We start from the raw sequence: 19,072 nt of genomic DNA on the forward strand, positions 1-19,072 counted from the left end.
TCGTGCATCTGCTACGCACGACTCCCGGAGGTTTTGTCGACGATGCTGCCGGCGTCATGCGCATCGATCAGACTCCGGCGCCAATCGTCGTGCTCAGTTCCGCCGATACCACGCTGTCGCTACTCGCTAGTGTCGTGCCGCATCTGGAAGCGGATTTTCCAGCGGTGCGGCTCGCAAACCAGGCGTTCTTAAGGCAACCGGCATCGGTGGATTTCTATGTCGATGACGTGCTGAAACATGCACGCGTGATAGTAATCGATCATCTGGGTGGTGAAGCTTACTGGCCCTATGGACTCGAGAGCATCACGACACTTGCGCGCCGCAGCGGCCAGATGCTCGTGATGTTTTCAGGCGATCTGCAGGAAGATCCGAATCTCGTTGCAAAGAGCACGGCCGAGCCCGCGTTATGCGACCAACTCTGGCGTTATCTGCGTGAAGGCGGGGCGCAAAATGCTGAAGAGTTTCTTCGCTGCGTTGCGTTTCGTGCATTGGGATATGGTCGTGAGGCGCGTGCTCCGAGTCCCTTGCCAACAGTCGCGCTCTATCATCCGGAGCGGCAGATTGCGACCGTAGAAGACTGGCAAAAACGCTGGATTCAAGGCGCACCGGTCGTCGCCATCCTGTTTTACCGGGCTCATTTGCAGTCCGGTAACACGGACGTGTTCAATGCGTTGATCGATGCCCTTGAAGAGCAAGGACTTAACCCGTTGCCGATCGCGATGGCTTCGCTCAAGGATCCGTTGAGCCGCGAAGTCGTGCAGCAACTCTGCGCAGATCATGACGTAACGCTGGTATTGAACACCACTTCGTTCGCAGCCGGCGTCATAGACGACCCGGTACCGTTTGAACTCGCAGGCGACGCGCCGGTGTTGCAAGTCATCCTGAGCGGGGGCAATCGCGAAGACTGGCTGAAGGACAACCACGGGCTGAATTCGCGCGACATCGCCATGCATGTCGCGCTGCCCGAAGTGGATGGCCGCATCATCACGCGAGCGATCAGTTTCAAGGGACTTGCGTATCGATGCAAGGTAACGCAAGTCGATGTGGTGCGCTATCAGCCAGACCTCGAACGAGTGCGCTTTGTCGCTGAGTTGAGCATGCGCTGGTGTCGCTTGCGACAACTCGACAACGCTGACAAACGCGTCGCGCTCGTGCTCGCAAATTACCCGTTGAGTGAAGGCCGTATTGGCAACGGCGTTGGTCTCGACACACCGGCGTCCGTAGTCAACATTCTTTCGATGCTCGCGAAAGAAGGGTATCGAGTAGACGATATTCCCTCCGATAGCGACGCGCTGATGCGAGCGCTGACGTCCGGCGTGACGAATGATCCGGTCGTGCGCGACCTGCGTCCGGCGCTGCAAAGCCTTGCACTCGATGACTACCTCGATGCGTTCCACAAGCTGCCATCTGACGTGCAGCGGGAGTTGAATGCCCGCTGGGGTCCGCCCGAAAGCGATCCCACGGTGCGGCGCGGCCGCTTCATGATCGCGGGCTGGCGCTGCGGGCATGTGTTTGTCGGTATTCAACCGGCACGATCACGTGAACGTGGCGACTACGCGAGTTATCACGATGCTGAACTCGTGCCGCCACACTCGTATCTGGCGTTCTACTTCTGGCTGCGCCAGCGCTTCAACGTCGACGCAATCGTTCACGTCGGCAAGCATGGCAATCTCGAATGGCTGCCGGGCAAGAGCGTTGCGTTGAGCGCGTCGTGCTGGCCCGATCTGACGCTGGGAGCCATGCCGCATCTTTACCCGTTCATCGTCAATGATCCGGGCGAGGGAAGTCAGGCGAAGCGGCGCACGCAGGCGGTCATCATCGACCATTTGATGCCGCCGCTTACGCGCGCTGAAAACTATGGGCCGTTGCAGGACCTGGAGCGTCAGGTCGACGAATACTACGAAGCGTTGATGGTCGATTCGCGCCGCGCCAAGCTGTTGCGAAAAACGATTCTTGCAAGCATCGTCGAGCATCGGCTGCACGAAGAACTCGGACTCGACAAACCTCGTGATTCCGATACTGAAGACGCATTGCTGACACGCGCCGACGCGTATTTATGCGAGCTTAAAGAGGCGCAGATCCGCGATGGCCTGCATGTATTCGGCGCATCGCCGCAAGGCGTTCAGCGCCGCGATACCTTGCTCGCGCTCGGCCGTTATCCGACCGGCGATGCACAAGGTGCGAACGCGAGCGTGCTTACTGCGTTGGCTCGTGACTTAAGCCTGGGCGACACATTCGATCCTCTCGATTCTGACTGGACCGCGTCCTGGACCGGACCTCGTCCGGCTGAACTCGTAAGCGTGATCGATGCCCCTTGGCGTCATCACGGGGATACACGCGAGCGTCTTGAGCTGCTGGCAACGTCGCTGCTGGATCAACCTTCCGACAATGCCGGGCCGCATACGATGCAGGTATTGACGCGCCTCAACGGCGACCTGCTCGCGCGACTCGACGCTTGTGGTCCGCAAGAACTAAAGCAACTTCAACGCGGCCTCGATGGGCGTTTTGTGCCACCAGGCCCCAGTGGTTCACCTTCGCGCGGAAGACTTGATGTACTTCCCACAGGACGCAACTTCTACTCCGTCGATACCCGCGCCGTTCCAACCCGGGCAGCATGGACGCTCGGGCTGAAGTCAGCCAATCTGCTGATCGAACGCCATCTTCAGGAGCACGGCGACTACCCGCGCGCGATCGGGTTATCCGTATGGGGCACGGCCACCATGCGCACCGGCGGCGACGACATTGCCCAAGCCATGGCGTTGATCGGCGTGCGTCCCAAGTGGGCGGCGGGCAGCAATCGCGTGACGGATTTCGAAGTCTTGCCGATCACCATTTTTAATCGCCCGCGCATAGACGTGACGCTACGCGTGTCGGGTTTTTTCCGCGATGCCTTCGCCAACCTGATGCATCTCTTCGATGCCGCCGTGCAAGCCGTCGCCGAACTCGACGACGAGGCCGAAGACATCAACCCGATCCGTGCGCGCATCATACGCGAACGCGACGAACACATGGCGCGCGGACTGGACGAGAAGGAAGCGCGCCTACGTGCGGGATGGCGTGTATTCAGCACGAAACCCGGCGCGTACGGTGCGGGTCTGCAAGAAATGATCGACGCAAAACAATGGCAAAACGACGCCGATCTTGCGCGCGGTTTTCAAAGCTCTGGCGGCTACGCGTACTCGCAGAAGGGCGATGGCGTGGACGCGCGCGAAACCTTCGGCGCGCGCCTGTCGACTATCGACGTGGTGGTGCAGAACCAGGACAACCGCGAACACGACCTGCTCGACTCGAACGACTATCACCAGTTTCAGGGCGGCATGGTGGCGGCCGTGCGGCATCTTTCCGGCGCTCAGCCACAAGCGTATAACGCCGATCACAGCAACCCTGCCGCACCGCGTATCCGTACGTTGCAGGAAGAGATTTCGCGCGTGATCCGCTCGCGTGTGGTCAATCCAAAATGGATCGATGGTGTGAAGCGGCATGGTTACAAGGGCGCGTCGGAACTCGCGGCGACAGTAGATTATCTGTTTGGTTACGACGCCACCGCGCGGGTTGTATCGGATCATCAGTACGCGCTTGTCGCCGATGCTTACGTCAACGACGCAGATACGCGTGAGTTCATGCAGCAGCATAATCCCCACGCGCTGCATTCCATCTGTGAGTGTTTGACCGAAGCGATGCAACGTGGCTTATGGCAAAACCCGGGCGCTTATCAAAGCCAGATCGAACGCCATCTGCTGGACGCCGAACAGCAACTCGAAGGGCAACGAACGTGAACGAAATCATCTTCCCTCTCGCCGCATTGGTCGCACAAGAACGCTTGCAGCAAGCACTATTACTCGCCGCGGTCGATCCTGCGCTGGGTGGCGTGTTGGTCAGCGGTCCGCGTGGCACGGCGAAATCGACGACCGCGCGTGCGCTTGCCGAATTGCTACCGGAGGGTCAGTTCGTGACCTTGCCGCTGGGCGCAAGCGAAGAGCAGTTGATCGGTACGTTGGATATTGAAGCTGCGTTGCGCGACGGCGGCGTGCGTTTTTCACCGGGCTTGCTCGCGAAGGCGCATCAGGGTGTGTTGTACGTCGATGAAGTGAATCTGCTGCCCAATCAGCTTGTGGATCAGTTGCTGGACGTGGCGAGTAGCGGCGTGAATATGATCGAGCGTGACGGCATTTCGCATCGGCATGAAGCACGGTTCGTGCTGATCGGGACAATGAATCCGGAGGAGGGCGAGCTCAGGCCGCAATTGCTGGATCGCTTCGGTCTCGCGGTGGAATTGCAGAATTGTTTCGACGCCGAAAAACGTCAGGAGATCGTCAAGGCGCGTCTCGCATTCGATATGGAACCCGCAGCTTTTCGTTCGCGATTTGCTGGACAACAAGACGCCTTGGCTCAAAAGATTCGTCACGCCAGGGTGATACTTCCGAGCCTCGAATTCGACGATGCGGTGCATGCACGCGTGAGCGAGCTATGCATCGAGGCACACGTCGACGGCTTGCGTGCTGACCTCGTGATGCTGCGCGCTGCGCGAGCGCTGGCGGCGTTGGAGGAGGCTTCGGCGGTGAACGTTGAGCACGTCGAACGTGTTGCGGAGTCGGTGTTGTTGCATCGGCGCAAGGAAGGCAATGCGCCGGCAAACGGTCAACGCGCTGAACCCCGTACAGAGCAACGTCCGCAAGACAGCGACGAAGCCAATTTCGGCTATATGCCACCCGAGCCGGGCGACATTGCAACAGTCAAGAACGTGAGGCCGCTTGCCCCAAAAAAATCCTGAGCCATCGAAGGCCGGATGCACGCGCCGAACCCGGGCGCCTTCGATGGCTGGAACCTTCCGCATCGGGTAGAACGCGATCACGCGAAGGCGAAGTGAGCGCGCGCATCGACTGGTTGCAAACGCTGCTGGCAAAGCGCAATCGGGCTCTTGATGCGACGCACTTGAGGTTTCATCGCGAGCGAGGCGACAGCGGCGCATTGCATTGTTTCGTGCTCGATTGCTCCGGTTCGATGCTAAGCGGCAAGCGGCTTGCGCTTGCTAAAGGCCTGGTCGTGGCGTTGTTCGACCGGGCGTATCGCGAACGGGCAGAGGTGGCGCTAGTCTGCTTTGGCGGCGCGACGGCGCAAGTGCGTCGCGAACCCGGCGCTGCGCACTGGTGGAATGATCGTTGGCTTGCACCGATAGGTGGCGGCGGAGGCACGCCGCTCGCATTGGGTGTACGTACCGGTGCCAACGTGCTTGCCAAGGCTGCGCGGCATCAGCCTTCTCAGCGGCGTTTCCTATGGTTGCTGACCGACGGCCGCAGCCCGGAAACGCCGTCGCGTCCGGATGCAGCGGATCAGATCGTCATCGTCGATTTTGAAAACGAGGCGGTGCGCCTCGGTCGGTGCATCAAGCTTGCAGAGTCATGGCAAGCGGACTATCGCACGGCGGCTTCCATGACTTCCACGTAGCTCATTCGTACCAGCGTGGCGTGTAGACCCAGTCGCCATTGCCGTCGCTACGCGGAAAACACCGCGTGGTGGACGACCCTACGATCACCATCGTACGCATATCGACCTGATCGGAACGCAGATTCTCAAGCGTCGTTGTGGTCAGCGTTTCACCCGGCCTGCCGATGTTCCGGCCCAGCACAACCGTGGTTGCACCGGTTCGATGTTCGCGCACGATATCGAGCGCGCGATCAAGTTGCCACGGGCGCGCGCGTGACACCGGGTTATAAAGCGCCATGACGAGATCGGCTTGGGCGGCGTGCTGCAAGCGCGCTTCGATGACTGCCCACGGCTTGAGATTGTCGGAGAGAGACAGCATGCAGAAGTCGTGGCCGAGCGGCGCGCCTGCACGGGCAGCGGTCGCGAGCGCCGCGGATACACCCGGCACGACCGACAATTCGACAGCGTTCCACTGCGCGTTATCCCGGGCTTGATCAAGTGCTTCGAGCACGGCCGCGGCCATCGCAAACACGCCGGGGTCCCCCGACGATACAACCACGACGTTGCGTCCCGTGCTCGCCAGTTCGAACGCATGGCGCGCACGCTGCATCTCTTCGCGGTTGTCGGTGCAATGAAGGGTTTGATGTGGCGCGAACGGACCGGCCATGCGTACGTAGGTCTCGTAGCCGAGGACGTCGTTGGCAAGCGACAACGCATGTCTTGCTGCCGGCACCATCAGGTCCGCGCTGCCAGGACCGAGGCCGATCACGGTAAGCGTGCCACGTGCCTGTCCGAGCGGTGAAGGATCGACCGGTTGTGGTGTGATAGCTATCACAACGCCGTTTTCATGCTCAAACGTTTCGAAGCCTTCTGGAAGGGCTCCAAATCGCAGCGGCACATCCAGCGCCTGCGCTGCTTCAGCAAGCCGTACGGAACCCATCATGCTTAAAGGCGCAAGCACTGCGGCCAGCGACATCGGTGCAATGCGATGTTCATGCAACGCGTGACGTACTCGTTCGATGATCGAGTGCTCTGAGGACGCCGCCGTCACATAGGCCACCACGCAGCGTGGATGAATTATCAACTCGCCAGCAACGTCGCTCGTGTGCGGCGTTACGCGGATGGCGAGGCGGGCGTCGACGGCGCGCGGCAGATCGACCTGATCGAGCCACGGCGCAACACCTTCAACACGGGTCGTGGCACCCGCCAGCAGATCGGACACGAAGCGTTTTCCTTTCTCGATATCAGCGAGCACGTAACCCGTTGGCGGGTTCAGCAGGCAAGTGCCGAAACGTAGTTCTCCACTTGTCGTGATCGCCGGCACGACGTCCAGCGCCGCGGCAATTTCTCGCGCCATCACGTTCACGCCACCCAGACCGCCGAGCAAAGGCACGACCGCACTGCCGTCTTCGGCAACGGCCAGCACAGGAGGCTCGAAGGTCTTATCGGCGAGCGCAGGAGCGAGGCAACGGATCACGATACCCGCCGCGCATAACGCGACGACAGGCGTGTTGCGTGTGTACAGTTCGCGTAGATGCGGACCGAGTTCGGTGAATGCGACATCGGCCTGCACGCGGCTCGCGAGACCATGAATAAGCGAACCCGGATACCGTGCCTGGATGCGGCGGGCGGTATCGATCGCACCCGTACCCAGCACCACGATTGCTATGGGTGTCCCTTCGTTCATGCCTGCCATTTTTCCCCCGGTACGACGAGCAGCGAGAAGTAGGGCGAGGCCATCGGATCGACTTCTTCCAGCGGCACGATGCGCTGGTTCGCCATGGTTGCGCGCTCGACATATAACGCACGTTTGTCGAGCCCGAGTTCGGTCAGCACGCGCCGTACCTTGTCGAAGTTACGGCCGAGTTTCATGATCACGGCGGCGTCCGCAGTGGCGAGACGTTCTTTAAGATCTGCCTCCGGCAACACGCCCGATAACACTGACAAGCTCTGGTTCCGATACACGAGCGGCACGCCAAGCACGGCAACCCCGCCAAGCATCGAACACACGCCCGGCACGACTTCCGCTTCGAAGCGTTCAGCCAGGCGGTCATGCAGGTACATGTACGAACCATAGAAGAACGGATCGCCTTCGCAAATCACGGCCACATCGCGGCCCGCTTCCAGATGATCCGCTATGCGGATGGCGGATTCATCGTAGAAGTCGCCGATGATCGTCTCGTAGCAAAGCGGCGGCTCGAGCGCTTCGGTCGTCACGGGATACACCAGCGGCATGCGCGTCTGGGTCTCCTTGAGATGCCCTTCGATAATGCCGAACGCGTTACCTTTCTTGCCCTTTGCAACGAAGTAGGCAACAACCGGTGCCGAGCTCAGCAAGCGCAGCGCCTTCACTGTTATCAACTCGGGATCGCCCGGACCGACACCGAGACCATAGAGGCGTCCGCTCATTTATTCGGTCTCCGTTGCCAGCGCGTTCACGGCGGCGGCCGCCATCGCGCTGCCGCCGCGTCTGCCGCGCAACGCGACGAACGGCACGCCGCGGCTATCGGCGGCGAGCAGGGCCTTCGATTCCGCCGCGCCGATAAATCCCACTGGAAAGCCCAGGATCAGGGCGGGTTTGGGTGCGCCGGAGTCGAGCATATCGAGCAGATGGAAAAGCGCGGTGGGCGCATTGCCGATCACGACCACGCTCCCTTCAAGATCCGGACGCCACAATTCGAGGGCGGCGGCGGAACGCGTATTGCCGAGCGCACGAGCGCGTTCCGGTACGGATGGATCGTTGAGCGTGCAGATCACGCGGTTGTTTGCGGGCAACCGCGCGCGCGTGATGCCCTCGGCGACCATGCGTGCGTCGCAGAGAATGGGTGCACCGCGGCTTAGGGCAGCGCGGCCTGCCGTGCCCGCGCCGGGCGAGAACACGAGGTCGTCGATCACGTCCGTCATACCGCACGCATGGATCACACGCACGGCGAGTTTCTCGAGATCGGCGGGAATGGCAGCGAGATCGGCCTCGGCGCGAATGGTCGCAAACGACGCGCGATAAATCGCCTGGCCGTCGCGAATGTAGTCAAGCATCAGGGGTGCTCCGGGCGAGCCAGCGGGCTGCCTGTTCGATGGTTAGATGGTGGGCGACGGCTTCAGGTGCCTGGTGGTAAAGATCGTAGCGACCGGGTGCGACGGCCATCAACGTGGTCTCGACGCAGTGCGCCGCCGCGCATGAACGCGCGCAGCCGCTGACGTGGACATCGCCTGCTGATGGCATCGACCGGGCGAGAAGTTGCGCGTCGGCTTTGGTATCGGTGAAACTTTTTGCGCAGCCTTGTGAACCCGCGCATGCAATCAGGCGCGCGAATGGTTCGTCGGGGTTTGTCGCGAGGCCGAGTGCGGTGAGTTGGTCAACGACAGCTTGTGCATTTGCAACCGGCACGTCGAGCAACATCACGCTTTGCCAGGGCGTCATGCGTAATCGCGGCGCGAGATCGGCGAGTGCCGATAGCGTTGCTGCATCCATACGCCCTAGCGGAACTTGCGCACCGACGCACACGCTATCGCCCGTTCCTTGAGGATGCACGCCGAAACGCAGCCGTGCATCGGAAGCGGGACGACGCCAGTTACCCGCGTCCCGGTCTAACGGAAAACTCAGTTTGTCCTGCACATGGTCAACAAATTCTTCGATTGAACACGTCGCCAACAGGTCGCGCATCCTCGTATAGTGCGGCAGCGCGAGATCCAGAAACGTATGCAGCAATGCATCGATTAACGCAGGAACGTGCATGCGGTTAACCGCGCCCAACGCAGACGCGTCGCTTTCAAACCTCGGCGGACAGCCTGCGAGCCCGAATACAAAACGTTCCGCCGAACCCGCCGAAAGCCACACATCGTGCGGATGATCGAGCATCGCGAGACGCTCGCCGCCGTCAACCATCAACGCAAATTTCGGCGACAGCTGATGCAAGCGAGTGTCCCGCTGCAACTGATCGAGCAAAGCGCAAGCGAGCGGTGTTACGTCGAGAAGGGCGTGCGGATCCAGACCCGCGAGCGGGCTCAGCATCACATTACGGAGATCATCAGAACCCGGCGTAGTTGGCCCGAGCCCCGCACCGACGAGCCGCGAGATCAACGCCTCTTGCGAGCCCTCCCGTACACCGCGGATCTGCAAATTCGCGCGATTGGTCGCGTCGATAAAACCCGAACCGAACGCCCGCGCCACCTCCGCGACCACGCGCGCCTGCGCCGCACTCAGTTCGCCCCGTGCAAGGCGAATTCGGCACAGGCCACCGTCGCGTGCAGGCACAATCCGCATCAGGCCAGGACAAGCCGATGGCCGCAATGCCTGCGATGCGTGCAATGCGTGCGTTAACCCGCGTACAGTAGTGAGTGGTTCGTTCAAAGCGTGACCCGTTCGGTCTCGCGCGGCGCCTCGAACCTGCCGGACCCTTTGCGGGAGTGGCACGTTCGCGGCATCGGTACACCCCGCCCGATGTTGGCTTGCACGAAGAATTCCGGTCGGCAGGTCTCTTGGCTTGCAGGTCGTCGTCCGCACCGGCCTTCCCAGTCGAAACCAGTGGCAGTGGAGCGCGGACTCGCTGCGTACAATTGCGGGGGCAGCCACAGTTCTGCTGTGTTCCCTGTTAGGCCCGTAAGGGCACCGACTAACCGCGGTATTATGCCCGTTTTTATGGCGGTTAAAGCGCATCGGCGTCACGCCGGGCGTGCTTTAGCCGCATTGTCTGAGCCACGTTGTAGACGCGGCGTAATCTGCGAATGAATCAAGCGAGGATCGGCGGATGTCACCGTGGTTGACCGTGGTGGGGATCGGAGAGGATGGCTGGCGCGGACTGAGCCGGCATGCGCGTCAGGCGTTGCTGGCGGCGGATACGATTTTCGGCGGGGCGCGTCATCTTGCGTTGTTGCCGGCCCGGATCGGCGGGGAACGTCGCGCGTGGCCTGTGCCGTTCACGATTGCACCGGTACTTGAACATCGTAATGAACGGGTGTGCGTGCTCGCAAGCGGGGACCCGATGATGTTTGGCGTCGGCGCCACATTCGCCCGTGAACTGGCTGCGGGCGAATTTTGTGTGGTGCCCGCGCCTTCGTCGTTATCGCTTGCCGCCACGCGTTTGCATTGGGCGCTGCAAGACGTGACGGTCGTCTCGCTGGTCGGGCGGCCGGTTGCGGCGCTTGAAATGCAGCTTCATCCCGGCGCGCGTATTTTCGTTCTCAGCAGCGATGCTTCGAGTCCCTCGAGGGTCGCCGAGTTGCTGACAAAGCGCGGTTTTGGCTCGAGCCGCCTGACTGTGTTTGAGCATCTGGGTGGCGAGCAAGAGCGCCGTATCGATGAGATAGCCAGCGCGTGGCAGGCAATCGATGTGGCCGCGCTGAATCTGGTGGCGATCGAATGTGTCGCGGAAAACCATGCGCGCCGATTGCCGCTGACGCCCGGTCTTCCCGACGATGCATACCAGCACGACGGCCAGCTCACCAAACGCGATGTCCGCGCGATCACGTTGTCGCGGCTCGCCCCCGAGCCAGGCGAACTGCTGTGGGACGTGGGTGCGGGATGTGGTTCGATCGGTATCGAATGGATGCGCTCGCACACGTGCTGCCGTGCTATCGCGATCGAAGCGGACATTCAGCGTCAGCGCCTGATCGAACACAATCGCGATGCACTCGGCGTGCCTGGACTGCAACTGATCGAGGGCGAAGCGCCGGGCGCTTTAACCGGGCTTCCGCAGCCCGATGCAATTTTTATCGGCGGTGGCGTGACGGCGCCGGACATGCTCGACACGTGTTGGTCTCATCTGAGGAAAGGCGGCCGGATGATCGTCAACGCGGTCACGATTCAAAGCGAGGCGACACTGGTCGCGTGGCGCGCGCTTCATGGTGGCGAGATGACGCGCATCAGCATTGCCCATGCACAGCCGCTAGGCGCTTTCGATACCTGGCGCCAGGCGCTTCCCATCACGCTGCTGCATGCTGTCAAACCATGATGCTTACTCGTTACCACCATGCGTGACGAAACGCCCGAACAGCCCGCGCCGCTGCGGACAGGACTTACTACGGGCAGTTGCGCCACCGCGACATCGCTCGCGGCTGCGCGTCTGCTGCTGACGGGGCTGGTCAGCGAGCACGCGGACATCGTCTTGCCCAAGGGGCAGCAGATCATGATGCCGCTCGTTTACTGCCGTCTTGCTGAAGGTGAAAGCGCCGAGGCGGGCACCATAAAAGATGCCGGCGACGACCCCGACGTCACCCATGGCGCGATCGTTTTTGCCCGCGTGCGATTGCTGAGCGAACCGGGCGTGCGTTTTCTCGCGGGACCGGGCGTGGGCACCGTCACGCGCGCCGGACTTGCGCTTGCGATAGGTGAACCCGCCATCAATCCCGTGCCGCGCAAGATGATGACCGACCATCTCCTGGCACTTGCCGGAGAACACGGTTATGCGGGCGGATTCGAAGTCATCATCGGCGTGGAAAACGGTGCGGAACTCGCGCTCAAGACGATGAATCCGCGCTTGGGGATCGTCGGCGGATTATCGATTCTTGGCACGACGGGCATCGTACGGCCGTTCTCCTGCTCGGCTTATATTGCTTCGATTCACCAGGGTATCGACGTCGCGCGCGCGAATGGTTACGTTCATATCGCGGCGTGCACGGGCAATCAAAGCGAGGACGCCATGCGTCTTCGATACAACCTGCCAGATATAGCGCTCATCGAAATGGGCGACTTCGTGGGCGCTGTGCTCAAGCACTTGCGGCGCGCACCGGTGGAGAAGTTGAGCCTGTGCGGCGGCTTCGGCAAGATCAGCAAGCTCGCGGCGGGGCATATGGATCTGCATAGCCGGAACTCGAGCATCGACTTGCCGCAACTCGCTAGCTGGGCTGCGAGCGCGGGTGCAAGCGCTGTGCTTCAGCAGGATATGTGCGCGGCTAACACGAGCCAGGAAGCGCTGCTGCTGGCTCACGAGCAGGGCGTGCCGCTCGGCGATATTGTCTGCGAACACGCGCGGCAATTTGCGTTAGGCGTGGTGCCTGAAGGTATCAGCGTTGAATGTTTTGCGATCGATCGGCAGGGGCGCATCGTGGGGGCCGCGCAATGAAACGGGTCTTGCTGTTGGGCGGCACCGGCGACGCATTGACCATTGCGCGACGTCTCGGTCCTGATCATGTTTATAGCCTCGCCGGACTGGGCCGCATGCCGGGCGATTTCGCGTGCAGCGTGCGTGTGGGCGGCTTTGGTGGGGTAGAAGGGTTGAAGACGTTTCTTGAAGCGGAGTCGATCGGCTTGATCGTCGATGCAACACATCCTTACGCGGCGCAAATGAGCCGTCACGCGAGTGCTGCTGGCGCGCTTAAGAGCGTTGAATGCTGGGCGCTTCGGCGCGCACCGTGGCAACCGCAAGCCGGAGACGATTGGCGCGAAGCTGCGGATTTTGCGGATATCCTCCACCTCATCGCACCTTACAAGCACCCGCTCTGGACGCTGGGCCGTGAACCGCTTGCGCATCTTGACGAGATTCCGACGTCGCAAAACTGGACCATTCGTTGCCTCGACCCGCATCCCGGCAACGCGCGTGCGACGATCATCGCCGCGCGTGGACCGTTCACGCTCGATGGCGAACGCGCGCTCTTCAATGCACAGCAAACCGATGTCGTCATCAGCAAGAACAGCGGCGGCGCTGCGACCGAGGCGAAACTTGCGGTCGCGCGGGAACGATGTTTGCCTGTAGTCATGCTGCAGCGACCGCACTTGCCTCAAGTCGAGCGCGAATTTTTCGACAGAAGCTCGCTTCTGAACGCACTTGAAGCATGGCTCCATCCGCATCCACTTTTCGATAAAACCCCTTAAATGACGGTCTATTTCATTGGCGCTGGACCCGGAGATCCCGAACTCATCACGGTGAAAGGGCAGCGCCTCATTCGTACGTCCCCGGTCATCCTGTATGCCGGATCGCTCGTGCCGGCAGCAGTGTTGAGCGGACATCGTGCGCAAAGCGTGGTGAATACGGCGGATCTTCACCTCGATGAAATCGTCGCATTGCTCGAATCCGCGCACGCTAAGGGGCAAGACGTTGCGCGAGTGCATTCCGGCGATCCGTCGCTGTATGGCGCGATTGGTGAGCAGATCCGGCGTCTGAATACGCTCGGGATACCGTATGAAATCGTACCTGGCGTGACGGCTGCGGCGGCATCGGCGGCTTCACTCGGATGTGAATTCACGTTGCCGGGTATCTCCCAAACCGTGATCCTCACGCGCTTCGCCACGAAGACGTCGATGCCCGAAGGCGAACAACTCGCCGATCTCGCTCGCCACCGCGCGACCATGGCGATTCACCTTGGCGTGCGTCATATCGAACGGATCGTCGCGGACCTGATTCCGCATTACGGCGCGCAGTGTCCAGCGGCCGTGATCTTCCGGGCAAGCTGGCCCGACGAAGAAAAAGTGCTGGGCACGCTCGCCGATATCGCGGGAAAAGTGCTTGAAAAGGGCATCGAAAGGACTGCGCTGATCGTAGTCGGGTATGTGCTGAATGCGGAAGGTTTCACCGATTCATCGCTTTATCGCAAGCCATTCTGACGCTTCGCCGATGCGCGATCTCGATACCGTCTTCAGCGCCTTGTCGCATTCGAACTTCCGCAAACGCTTCCGTCTCGGTGCGCGTGAGGAAGCCTATTTGCGCGAGCACGGTATGACGGAGGTGATCGGCCATGCGCGCGAACTAATCACGCGCCGGCTTGCACCGGAACAACCGCCGAACGACGGCAAGCAGACGCCGTTTCGCGGCCATCCCGTGTTTATCGCGCAGCACGCCACGGCAACGTGCTGCCGGAGTTGCCTCGCCAAGTGGCATGGCATAGAGGCGGGAAAACACCTGGACGATGACGAACGGGACCACGTCGTGCAGGCCATCGAACGCTGGCTGAAGGCACAAGAAGTCGTAGGCGCCGATAAACCGCCACGTCAGCCCGATTTGCCATTCTGACAAAAAAAACGCCGCGCGGTTTTGAGCCGCGCGGCGTGATTGACTTATCGCGCCATCATTCTAAAGCGCGCTTCTTTTTAGCCCTTCGCGACAACATATTCAATCCCTCGACCAAGGCCGAGAACGCCATCGCCGCGTAGATGTAGCCCTTGGGCACGTGCGATCCGAACCCTTCGGCGACCAGCGTCATCCCGATCACAAGCAGGAAGCCGAGCGCGAGCATCACGACAGTCGGGTTCCTTTCGATAAAGCGCGACAGCGGTCCCGCCGCGAACATCATCACCGACACCGCGCCGATCACCGCGACAAACATGATGGGAATGTGCTCGGTCATGCCCACGGCGGTCACGATGCTGTCGATGGAAAACACAAGATCGAGCACCAAAATCTGGCCGATCGCGGACCACGGCGTGAGCGTGGACGTCTTCGCAGCGCCGCTGCCATTGCCTTCGCCTTCACTCGATACGTGGTGATGGATCTCGGTAGTCGCCTTCCAGACCAGGAATGCACCGCCGGCGATGAGGATCAGGTCGCGCCACGAGAAGTCGTGTCCGAACGCGGTGAAGATCGGCGCGGTCAGGCGCACGATCAACGCAACCGTGCCGAGCAGCCCAAGCCGCATGAGCAATGCCAGTCCAATGCCGAGCCGCTGCGTGCGTGCACGGTGCGCTTCGGGCAATTTGTTCGTCAGAATGGAGATGAAGATCAGGTTGTCGATGCCGAGCACGACTTCCATGACAAGGAGCGTCGCCAGTGCGGCCCACGCGCCGGGGTCGCTTGCTAATGCAACTAGATAGTCCATGAGATCCGAGGGTCTTGGGGAAGTGGGAGACAACAGGTAAGGCGCCTACGCGGCGGCCGTTCGCGATGATACGTGACACGCAAAGCAAAAATGTAAGCTTAATGAAATAATTGAGAGCGATGCCGCGCCAAAAAGTTCGCCGGACGGATTTTCGATGTCGACATGCCCGCCAAAATGGTGCGCCGCGCAAATACGGGTAAACTCTAGTGTCGAGCGCCGTTACTTTAGCCGACCCGGCGCCTTCAACTTTCGCTGCCCGATTCCGGCAGTCGCTTTCGGGTTTCGCATGCAGGGAAAATCGCAACGCCTGGTCGAACTGGACTTTTTTCGTGGCCTCGTGCTGCTGGTGATCGTGGTCGATCATATTGGCGGCAGCATGCTTTCCCGCGTGACGCTGCACGCATTCGCCCTCAATGACGCCGCCGAAGTCTTCGTGTTTCTCGGCGGTTTCGCCACCGCGACGGCCTACGCTTCCGTGGCCGCCCGCCGCTCCGAATCTGCTGCCCGGGCGCGGTTTTTCCGCCGCGCGATCGAGATCTACCGCGCGTTTTTGGTCACCGCCGTCCTGATGCTGGCGACAAGTTTCATGCTGCGGCCATTTTTCGGCAGCGCGCCGAATCTGGTGACCTCGGATCTCGACAGCTTTCTCGCCACGCCGTTCACCGCCATCGCCGACGTACTGCTCCTGCGCCGTCAGCCGTATCTTTCTTCCGTCCTGCCCATGTACGCGTTCTTCGCGCTGGCCGTGCCGCTGGTCATTCCGCTCGCACGCAGCAAGCCGTGGATTCTGCTTGGTGGAAGCGTCGCGCTGTGGGCGGTCGCGGCGCCGCTCGCCGAATATCTGCCGTCGGCGGAAGATTTGCTGTGGGACTTCAATCCCGCCGCGTGGCAGTTGATGTTCGTACTCGGCGTGCTTGCGTGCTGCCAACCCATCTATCGGCGTGTGAGTTCGCACCGATTCGGCTGGGTAGTGAGCGTCGCCGCACTTGGGATTGTCGCGGGCATGGCGTACTACAAATTGCTCTTGCTTCCCACTTCCCTCGATGGCGATTTCAAGCGCAATCTGGCCGGCGTGCGGATCGTGAATTTTTTGGCAATCGCGTGGCTTGCAAGCGACCTGGCGCGTCGCGGAGTGGTGAAGCAGATTGCGCAACGCTTGCCGTGGGTCGGAGCGGTTGGCCGCGATGGACTCGTATGTTTCGTGGCGGGCGCGATGATTTCGCTGATCGTCGATTCGGTGTTGTACACGCTGACCGATGGTTTTCTCGACGTCCCGCTGGGTTTCGCCGCCGATATCGTTGCGTTGGGTCTGTTGCTCGCGATTCCACATCGCCAGCGCGTATTCGGTGCGATGGGTTTGGGATCGGTTGCGGCTATTGCGAAGACAGAAGGGGAGCGTCGTGCGACTCGATGAATGACGTTTTATGAAAGAGCAAAAAATGCGACTAACGGTCTGCGTTTTCTGCGTCCAGGAGCTATATCGGCGAGCGCTTGATCAAGCTTGAACGAAAAGCCGGCTTGCAGAAAAGCCTCGCCCGATTACGGCCTAATCCGCCTCGATAGAACCCAAGTCCGCCGAAGGCAACAACGCATCGCTATCGTCTTTGAGTTTCACGCCCGTCAGCTTCAAACGTGTTGCTTCGGTCAACAGGTAATGCAGCTTGAACGCGGCCGAATCGTAGGGAAGACCTTCGGGCCGCACGTTCGAAATACAGTTGCGCTCCGCATCGCTTTTGCCCAAACGCGGCTCGTACGTCAGGTAGATGCCGAGACTATCGGGGGAACTCAAACCCGGCCGTTCACCAATCAGCATCACCACGATCCGCGCCCGTAAAAGCTCACCGATACCATCGCCGAGTGCCACTCGTGCCTGCCGCGCGACGACGATCGGACCGATGCTTACGCCCGCCAGCTTCGTGCGCATCCGTTCGAGCAGCGGTACTGCATGACCCGTAGCGGCATAGGCGGATAAACCATCGGCGACCACAAATACGACATCGAACGCAGCGGGCGCGGAAGCCGCATAGTCGCGCAGCCGCGCCGTACTTTCATCGTTCAGTGTTCGGCCCAGATCGGGGCGCCGCAGATAATGATCGCGATCGGGCGCGGCGCTTTCTACATCGAGCGTATCGAAACCGGACGCACGCAATGCGGCGTGCAGCGCGGCCACATCGAGCGGTTGATGCACGGCGTCGCGGGCTTGCGCGTGCGAAAGATTAAACGCGAGCAGCGGCGCCGTCGGCAAGCTGCTGCCCGCGCGGCCCAGCGCAATGCGTGCGTTCGTAAAACGGCGCAATGCGTCCCATGGGTTGGTGCTGACGGAAGACGGGGAATCGTCGAAATCGGCCATTACGCGCTCATCCATTCAAGCAGTGGTTGCGGTGCGGACTGGTTCAGCAAGGCGCCGCGCGGATCGACGATTCGCATCGACTCAAGCCATGCCTCGAACTCCGGCGCACGGCGCAGGCCGAGCACGTTGCGTACATACAGTGCGTCGTGGAATGACGTGCTTTGATAGTTGAGCATGACGTCGTCGGCGCCGGGAATGCCCATGATGAAGTTGACGTTGGCCACACCCAGCAGCGTGAGCAGGTTGTCCATGTCGTCCTGATCGGCTTCGGCGTGGTTCGTATAGCAGATGTCGCAGCCCATGGGTACGCCGAGCAGCTTGCCGCAGAAATGGTCTTCAAGCCCGGCGCGAATGATCTGCCTTCCATCGTACAAATACTCGGGACCGATGAAACCAACCACCGTATTGACCAGCAGCGGGCTGAACTTGCGCGCAACCGCGTAAGCGCGCACTTCACAGGTCTGCTGATCGACGCCGTGATGCGCGTTGGCGGACAACGCGCTGCCCTGGCCCGTTTCGAAATACATCAGATCGGTGCCAACGGTGCCGCGTTTCAGCGACAACCCCGCCTCGTGCGCCTCCTTGAGCAGCGGCAGCGATACGCCGAAACTGCTGTTCGCTTTCTCGGTACCGGCAATCGACTGGAACACGAGATCGACAGGCGCACCTTTCTCGATTGCAGCGATGGTATTGGTCACATGCGTGAGCACGCACGATTGCGTCGGCACTTCGTAGCGTTGCCGGAAGTCGTCGATCATCACGAGCAGTGTCGTGATCGCGCTCAACGAATCCGATGCCGGATTGATGCCGATCACCGCATCGCCGCAGCCGTACATGAGGCCGTCGAGCATGGAGGCGGCGATGCCCTTGACGTCGTCGGTGGGATGGTTCGGCTGCAGGCGCACCGACAGATGTCCAGGCAAGCCGATGGTGTTGCGAAAGCGCGTGATCACGGGCCGTTTCTTCGCCGCGAGAATCAGGTCCTGGTTGCGCATGAGCTTCGATACCGCCGCGACCATCTCCGGCGTCAGTCCCGGCGTAACGCGGATCAGCGCAGCGGAATCGGTGGTGTCGGCGAGCAGCCAGTTGCGGAAATCGCCCACGGTAAGATGCGAAATCTCGGCGAAAGCCTGTGAAGAATGATCGTCGATGATGAGCCGCGTGACCTCATCGCTTTCGTACGGGATCACGACTTCGTTGAGGAAAGTGCGCAGCGGCACTTGCGCCAGCGCCATCTTCGCCGCCACGCGCTCCTCCTCGGTGTCTGCCGTCACCCCCGCGAGCTGGTCGCCGGAGCGCTGCGGACTGGCCTTCGCCAGCAGCGTTTTCAGGTCGTCGAAGCGGTAGGTCCGGTGACCGATGGTTTCGTTATAGCTCATCGCGTGATCCTTGTTCCAAGGCTTCTCCAGAGACTTATTCTGCGCCTGCCCGCCGGGCAACGCATCCTGTCAACGTCTTGAGCGAGCTGAATTCAAGCGTCGACCTCGAAGTATGCGGTGAAACGGTAAAGAGCCAAAAATGCAGGAACGTTAATTTGAATCGAATGGGGCG

General features: G+C 61.0%; 16 protein-coding genes and 1 riboswitch. Of the genes, 9 read left to right on the top strand and 7 right to left on the bottom strand.

Annotated features, from left to right (window positions below; all coding sequences use genetic code 11):
* The first annotated feature begins 2 nt into the window (after positions 1–2).
* The 3 genes from cobN to M0D69_RS23200 all read left to right on the top strand — a co-directional run bounded on the left by cobN (position 3) and on the right by M0D69_RS23200 (position 5,445).
* Complete coding sequence (gene cobN, locus M0D69_RS23190) at positions 3–3,776, top strand: cobaltochelatase subunit CobN (protein WP_301784229.1); 3,774 nt, start codon at positions 3–5, stop codon at positions 3,774–3,776.
* A complete protein-coding gene (locus M0D69_RS23195) occupies positions 3,773–4,771 on the top strand; it encodes an ATP-binding protein (protein WP_301784230.1) in 999 nt (332 codons plus the stop codon). The genes cobN and M0D69_RS23195 overlap by 4 nt, the downstream gene beginning before the upstream one ends.
* A 92-nt stretch (positions 4,772–4,863) precedes the next feature.
* Entirely contained in the window at positions 4,864–5,445 is a 582-nt protein-coding gene (locus M0D69_RS23200) for a VWA domain-containing protein (RefSeq protein ID WP_301784231.1), read from the top strand.
* Position 5,446: 1 nt separating this feature from the next.
* On the opposite strand, the gene cobJ is transcribed toward M0D69_RS23200, so the two are convergent.
* Genes cobJ through cobG form a run of 4 tightly spaced genes read right to left on the bottom strand, consistent with a single transcriptional unit; the run spans position 5,447 to position 9,775 of the window.
* Complete coding sequence (gene cobJ / locus M0D69_RS23205) at positions 5,447–7,120, bottom strand: precorrin-3B C(17)-methyltransferase (protein ID WP_301784232.1); 1,674 nt, start codon at positions 7,118–7,120, stop codon at positions 5,447–5,449.
* Complete coding sequence (locus tag M0D69_RS23210) at positions 7,108–7,833, bottom strand: precorrin-2 C(20)-methyltransferase (protein ID WP_301784233.1); 726 nt, start codon at positions 7,831–7,833, stop codon at positions 7,108–7,110. Before M0D69_RS23210 ends, cobJ begins: the two co-directional genes overlap by 13 nt.
* Positions 7,834–8,460 carry a precorrin-8X methylmutase gene (locus M0D69_RS23215; protein WP_301784234.1) on the bottom strand — a complete coding sequence of 209 codons (627 nt, stop codon included), beginning with the start codon at positions 8,458–8,460 and terminating at the stop codon, positions 7,834–7,836.
* Complete coding sequence (cobG, locus tag M0D69_RS23220) at positions 8,453–9,775, bottom strand: precorrin-3B synthase (protein ID WP_301784235.1); 1,323 nt, start codon at positions 9,773–9,775, stop codon at positions 8,453–8,455. Before cobG ends, M0D69_RS23215 begins: the two co-directional genes overlap by 8 nt.
* A 100-nt stretch (positions 9,776–9,875) precedes the next feature.
* Positions 9,876–10,053: riboswitch (cobalamin riboswitch) on the bottom strand.
* A 119-nt stretch (positions 10,054–10,172) separates the two neighbouring features.
* Here cobG and cbiE point away from each other — a divergent pair.
* Genes cbiE through M0D69_RS23245 form a run of 5 tightly spaced genes read left to right on the top strand, consistent with a single transcriptional unit; the run spans position 10,173 to position 14,369 of the window.
* Entirely contained in the window at positions 10,173–11,375 is a 1,203-nt protein-coding gene (gene cbiE / locus M0D69_RS23225) for a precorrin-6y C5,15-methyltransferase (decarboxylating) subunit CbiE (protein WP_301784236.1), read from the top strand.
* An 18-nt stretch (positions 11,376–11,393) separates the two neighbouring features.
* The gene (locus tag M0D69_RS23230) at positions 11,394–12,485 is read left to right on the top strand and encodes a cobalt-precorrin-5B (C(1))-methyltransferase (protein WP_301784237.1); all 1,092 of its coding nucleotides are present in this window, start codon (positions 11,394–11,396) and stop codon (positions 12,483–12,485) included.
* Positions 12,482–13,234: a cobalt-precorrin-6A reductase gene (locus M0D69_RS23235; protein ID WP_301784238.1), complete on the top strand. Its 753-nt coding sequence runs from the start codon at positions 12,482–12,484 to the stop codon at positions 13,232–13,234. Before M0D69_RS23230 ends, M0D69_RS23235 begins: the two co-directional genes overlap by 4 nt.
* A complete protein-coding gene (cobM, locus tag M0D69_RS23240; RefSeq protein ID WP_301784239.1) occupies positions 13,235–13,963 on the top strand; it encodes a precorrin-4 C(11)-methyltransferase in 729 nt (242 codons plus the stop codon). It abuts the gene before it with no gap.
* Positions 13,964–13,973: 10 nt separating this feature from the next.
* Positions 13,974–14,369, top strand: a complete 396-nt coding sequence (locus tag M0D69_RS23245; protein ID WP_301784240.1) for a DUF4186 domain-containing protein — start codon at positions 13,974–13,976, stop codon at positions 14,367–14,369.
* A gap of 55 nt (positions 14,370–14,424) precedes the next feature.
* Here the strand turns inward: M0D69_RS23245 and M0D69_RS23250 are convergent, their stop codons facing one another.
* On the bottom strand, positions 14,425–15,171 hold the full coding sequence (locus tag M0D69_RS23250; protein ID WP_301784241.1) for a TerC family protein: 747 nt from the start codon (positions 15,169–15,171) through the stop codon (positions 14,425–14,427).
* A gap of 286 nt (positions 15,172–15,457) precedes the next feature.
* Here M0D69_RS23250 and M0D69_RS23255 point away from each other — a divergent pair, with 286 nt between their 5' ends.
* Positions 15,458–16,585 (top strand): OpgC domain-containing protein, encoded by a 1,128-nt coding sequence (locus tag M0D69_RS23255; protein ID WP_301784242.1) that lies wholly within the window; start codon positions 15,458–15,460, stop codon positions 16,583–16,585.
* A gap of 132 nt (positions 16,586–16,717) precedes the next feature.
* On the opposite strand, the gene eutC is transcribed toward M0D69_RS23255, so the two are convergent.
* Together eutC and M0D69_RS23265 are read right to left on the bottom strand one after the other, a co-directional pair.
* Positions 16,718–17,521 carry an ethanolamine ammonia-lyase subunit EutC gene (gene eutC, locus M0D69_RS23260; protein ID WP_301784243.1) on the bottom strand — a complete coding sequence of 268 codons (804 nt, stop codon included), beginning with the start codon at positions 17,519–17,521 and terminating at the stop codon, positions 16,718–16,720.
* Entirely contained in the window at positions 17,521–18,900 is a 1,380-nt protein-coding gene (locus M0D69_RS23265; RefSeq protein ID WP_301784244.1) for an ethanolamine ammonia-lyase subunit EutB, read from the bottom strand. The genes eutC and M0D69_RS23265 overlap by 1 nt, the downstream gene beginning before the upstream one ends.
* Positions 18,901–19,072: the final 172 nt, after the last annotated feature.

Source organism: Caballeronia sp. SEWSISQ10-4 2, from assembly GCF_030464885.1.
GTDB lineage: Bacteria > Pseudomonadota > Gammaproteobacteria > Burkholderiales > Burkholderiaceae > Caballeronia.